This is a genomic window from Microcystis sp. M49636_WE2 (genome assembly GCF_030065375.1).
Classification (GTDB): Bacteria; Cyanobacteriota; Cyanobacteriia; order Cyanobacteriales; family Microcystaceae; genus Microcystis; species Microcystis aeruginosa_C.
This window is the reverse complement of the sequence record NZ_JASJFG010000413.1, coordinates 1-4,442: the sequence shown is the minus strand read 5'-3', so window position 1 is coordinate 4,442 and position 4,442 is coordinate 1. Positions and strand designations below refer to the sequence as shown.

The window sequence follows — 4,442 nt, the reverse complement described above, 5'->3', positions numbered from 1 at the left end:
GTAATGGACTCTAATAAATTGCGGTTGTGACTGAGAATTGCTAGGGCTTTTTGGTAACTAGCGTCGATAATTTGTTTAACTTCTTCATCGATCGCTTTGGCCGTATTTTCCCCGATCGAACGGCGGGGACTACCCTGATTATTACCTAAAAAATTAGCCTGTCCTGTTTTATCGTAGGCTAGGGGTCCCAGGGATTTACTCATACCATACATTGTCACCATTCTTTCAGCAATATCCGTCGCCCTTTGTAAATCATCGGAAGCGCCATTAGTGACACTGCCAAAGATTAATTCTTCGGCTGCCCGACCGCCCAATAACATAGTAATTTGTTCTTTAAATTCGGTTTCTGTCATCAAAAAACGGTCTTCCGTGGGAATTTTCAGGGTATAACCCAAAGCGGATAAACCCCGGGGAACGATAGAAATTTTCTCGACGCAACCCCCCCCCGGCATGACAGCACCAACTAAAGCATGGCCAACTTCGTGATAAGCGACGATTTTCTTTTCTTTTTCCGATAAAACCCGACTTTTCTTTTCTAAACCAGCGATAACTCTTTCTATCGCCTCTTTAAAATCAATTTGACTGACTTTTTCCCGATTATTGCGGGCAGCCAAGAGAGCGGCCTCATTGACGAGGTTGGCTAAATCGGCACCGGCAAAACCAGGGGTTTGGGTGGCGATCGCTTTGAGGTTAACATCTTCACCCATCTGGACTCGTTGGGCGTATATTTCCAAAATTGCCAATCTTCCCGCTAAATCGGGACGATCCACCAAAACTTGGCGATCAAAGCGCCCCGGACGCAATAAAGCGGCATCAAGAGTCTCTGGGCGATTGGTGGCGGCTAAAACGATGACGACGGCTTCTTTGGGGCTAAAACCGTCCATTTCTGTCAAAAGTTGGTTTAAAGTCTGCTCGCGCTCATCATTGCTGCCGCTAGTTCCCGATCCCGAACTTCTCGATTTACCGATCGCGTCCAATTCATCAATAAAAATGATGCTAGGGGCATTTTTCTTCGCTTGGGCAAATAGATCCCGTACCCGGGCTGCCCCGGTCCCGACAAATAATTCCACGAATTCCGAGGCCGAAATGCTAAAAAAAGTCACTCCTGCTTCCCCCGCGACCGCTTTTGCTAAGAGAGTTTTTCCCGTCCCCGGCGGTCCGACTAAGAGAACACCCTTAGGAATACGCGCCCCAATTTTATTAAAGCGCTCGGCATCCTTGAGAAATTCGACAATTTCCTTTAACTCGGTTTTTGCTTCCTCGGCCCCGGCCACATCACTGAAGGTAATCGGATATTTTTCGTCGTCTCCGTAAACTTTAGCGAGATTTTTATTAAAAAGCAGCGATTTACGCGTGTCATCGTTGCGATAGAACAGAAACTGCATGGCGGCGACTAAAATTAAGGGAGGAACCACCCAAGCGAGGAGAGTGCTGATCCAACTGTTTTCGGCTACGGGAATCGCCTCGAAGATTACGCCTTTTTGCTGTAATAGTTGGGGTAATTGGGGGTTATAAACTGGAATCGTGGACAAGACTCGTCCGGAGACTAGATTACTGCTTGGTTTGCTGGCCAGAGAACTAGAATCACTGTGAAAGGGATTACTTGATTCTGGGGGATTAACGGGGGGATTACCCGGAATAGCCAGGGATTCTAAAGGATTTTTTAATTGATAAAAGATGACTTGATTGCCAATTCTGACCCTACTGATGTCGCCCCGTTCCACTTTATTGATAAATTCGCTGTAGGGTTCGAGGGGAATATTGGATAATTCTGAGGGACGAGGGATAAGAAAATAGCCTAAAGCGGCAACACCAGAACAAATGATCAGGATTTTGCCTAACAGAGGCAAACGCGACCAGGAAAATTGATTATCTTCTTGATTAGTCATAATTTTTAGGGTGGGTCAGAGTGAAAATGCAAAGTTTATACTAACAATTCCCTGTCTCGATCGCCTTACCGATGGGATAGGATAGAGGATGGAATACTTGGTAGCGAGCGAGCGACAAACGAGAGAAATCCCATGAATTTAGTTAGCTTAGAGAACTTTCTCGATAACACTTCTTTTTTAGTCCTGTTTTTAACCATGCTGGTTTATTGGGCTGGGGCAGCCTTTCCTAGCATACCTTTGTTGCCGGGCCTGGGCAGCACGGGAGTGGCCATCGCTAACCTCTGTATCGCCGCTTTATTGGGAGCGCGTTGGTTAGAAGCGGGTTATTTCCCCATTAGCAATCTTTACGAATCTTTATTCTTTCTCGCTTGGGGTGTAACTGCGGTTCATTTAATTGCTGAGTACACTAGCCGCAGTCGCCTGGTGGGGGTGGTGACGACTCCTGTAGCCATGGGGATTACCGCTTTTGCCACTTTGTCTTTACCAGGAGAAATGCAAACTTCGGCACCCTTGGTTCCGGCTTTAAAATCGAATTGGTTGATGATGCACGTTAGCGTCATGATGTTAAGTTATGCTGCTTTGATGGTGGGTTCCCTGATGGCGATCGCTTTTCTGATCGTTACTAGAGGTCAAAATATCGAGTTAAAAGGCAGTTCCGTGGGTACGGGAGCCTATCGTCTGCAAAATAAGTTATCTACCACTCTTTCGGCTCCAATTTTCGTGGAAACGGCTAACGGTGGCACAACCGCCCTTTTAACTCCCACCTTAACAGCGATGGCGACTCTTTCGCCCCAACGTCTTAGCTTGGCGGAAACCCTCGATAATATCAGTTATCGGGTCATTGGTCTCGGTTTCCCCCTTCTCACCATCGGTATCATCGCCGGGGCGGTTTGGGCCAATGAAGCTTGGGGTTCCTATTGGAGTTGGGATCCAAAAGAAACTTGGGCGCTAATCACTTGGTTAGTTTTTGCTGCTTATCTCCATGCCCGCATTACCCGGGGATGGCAGGGAAGAAAACCGGCTATTCTAGCAGCCAGCGGTTTTGTTGTGGTTTGGGTATGTTATTTAGGGGTGAATCTTTTAGGTAAAGGTCTTCATTCCTACGGTTGGTTTTTCTAAATCAGTTATAGGGGGGCAAACCTGCCCCTCCTGACTTGAAAGAGGGTGTAGGAATTATAAATTATGAATTATGAATTATGAATTATGAATTGGGGTGTGGGGTGTGGGGAGTTTTCTCAGTGAACTGATAACTGATAACTGATAACTGATAACTGATAACTGTCTCCTAACCCCACCAAGAAACTTTTTCAGTAAACCATAAATAATTACAACTTTTCAAAAATTATAAAAAATGATCGAGCAGAAAACTACTATTAAAAATCTGGCTTTAATTGCCGGTGTGCATGGCAATGAACTAACTCCCGCTTATTTGGTTAAATACCTGCAAAACTCAGCTAATCTCCTGGCCCGCATCAGTTTTCAATCCCACAGTCTCATCGCCAATCCCTTGGCCCTAAAGCAACGGGTTAGATATGTCGATACGGATTTAAATCGTTGTTTTAACCGAGCAGATTTAGCCAATCCTAATTATCGGCAACACGAGCAACTAATAGCGAAATATATCTATCAACAAATCCAAGAAAAATCCATTGATTTATTAATAGATATTCACAGCACCACATCTAACATGATGCTGGCGATTATTTATTCTAACCCCCATCCTTGGCTATTAAAACTCTTTACCTATCTGACTAAAATTAATCCTGAGGTGCGCTTAATTTATCATCCCGTCAGCGAGGAAGAAAATCATTTTCTTAAAGGAATTTGTCCCCTAGCTTTTACCCTAGAAATCGGTCCAATTAACCATGGTGTCATCTGTCCCTATCTTTTTCGTCAAACCGAAACACTCATCTATCAAATCCTAGACTATATCGAACAGGAAAATTATCTCGCTGCCCATCTCGATACTTTCGGCGAATCCCTAACAGTTTACCAACGTTTAGGCTCGATCGATTATCCTCGGGATGAACAGGGTGAAATTAAAGCCATGTTACATCCTCAGATTCTCCAACGAGATTATCAGGCAATTCAACCCAATCAACCGATTTTTCTAGGATTTGATGGTCAGGAAATTATCTATCGTGGGGAATCTACATTATATCCTATCTTTGTTGGAGAATCTTCCTATAAAGAAAAAGGAATCGCCCTTTGTTGGACAGCAAAAAAACAAATCGATATTAATTAGTACCTCCACAGCAGTTTTCCTGACAAAAAACAGGTCTAAATAAGGGAAAAGCCAACATGACCTTTACTTCTGATTCTCTTTTAGCTGAACGTTACCAACTGCAACAACGCCTAGGCAATACCGCTATCGGTCGTCAAACCTGGTTAGCTACTGATCTATTATCCCAAGAATCGGTAATTATTAAACTCCTCGCTTTTAGTCCCCAGATGGAGTGGGAAGAATTAAAATTATTTGAACGGGAGGCAGCCGTCTTAGCTTCTCTCCATCATCCCCGTATTCCCCGCTATCGCGATTATTTTTCCCTCGAT

General features: G+C 44.4%; 3 protein-coding genes and 1 pseudogene. 3 read left to right on the top strand and 1 reads right to left on the bottom strand.

Annotated features, from left to right (window positions below):
* Nucleotides 1-1,889, bottom strand: a 1,889-nt coding sequence (gene ftsH, locus PX484_RS09905; RefSeq protein WP_288103679.1) for an ATP-dependent zinc metalloprotease FtsH, incomplete at its 3' end; no start/stop codon positions are given.
* Nucleotides 1,890-2,021: 132 nt separating this feature from the next.
* On the opposite strand from ftsH, the gene ccsB reads away from it, so the two are divergent.
* From ccsB to PX484_RS09890, 3 genes and pseudogenes are all read left to right on the top strand, one after another.
* Nucleotides 2,022-3,008, top strand: a complete 987-nt coding sequence (ccsB, locus tag PX484_RS09900) for a c-type cytochrome biogenesis protein CcsB (RefSeq protein ID WP_004163813.1) — start codon at nt 2,022-2,024, stop codon at nt 3,006-3,008.
* Nucleotides 3,009-3,240: 232 nt separating this feature from the next.
* Nucleotides 3,241-4,134 (top strand): aspartoacylase, encoded by an 894-nt coding sequence (locus tag PX484_RS09895; protein ID WP_287765741.1) that lies wholly within the window; start codon nt 3,241-3,243, stop codon nt 4,132-4,134.
* A 56-nt stretch (nt 4,135-4,190) separates the two neighbouring features.
* A pseudogene (locus PX484_RS09890) lies at nt 4,191-4,442 on the top strand (serine/threonine protein kinase); the annotation flags it as partial.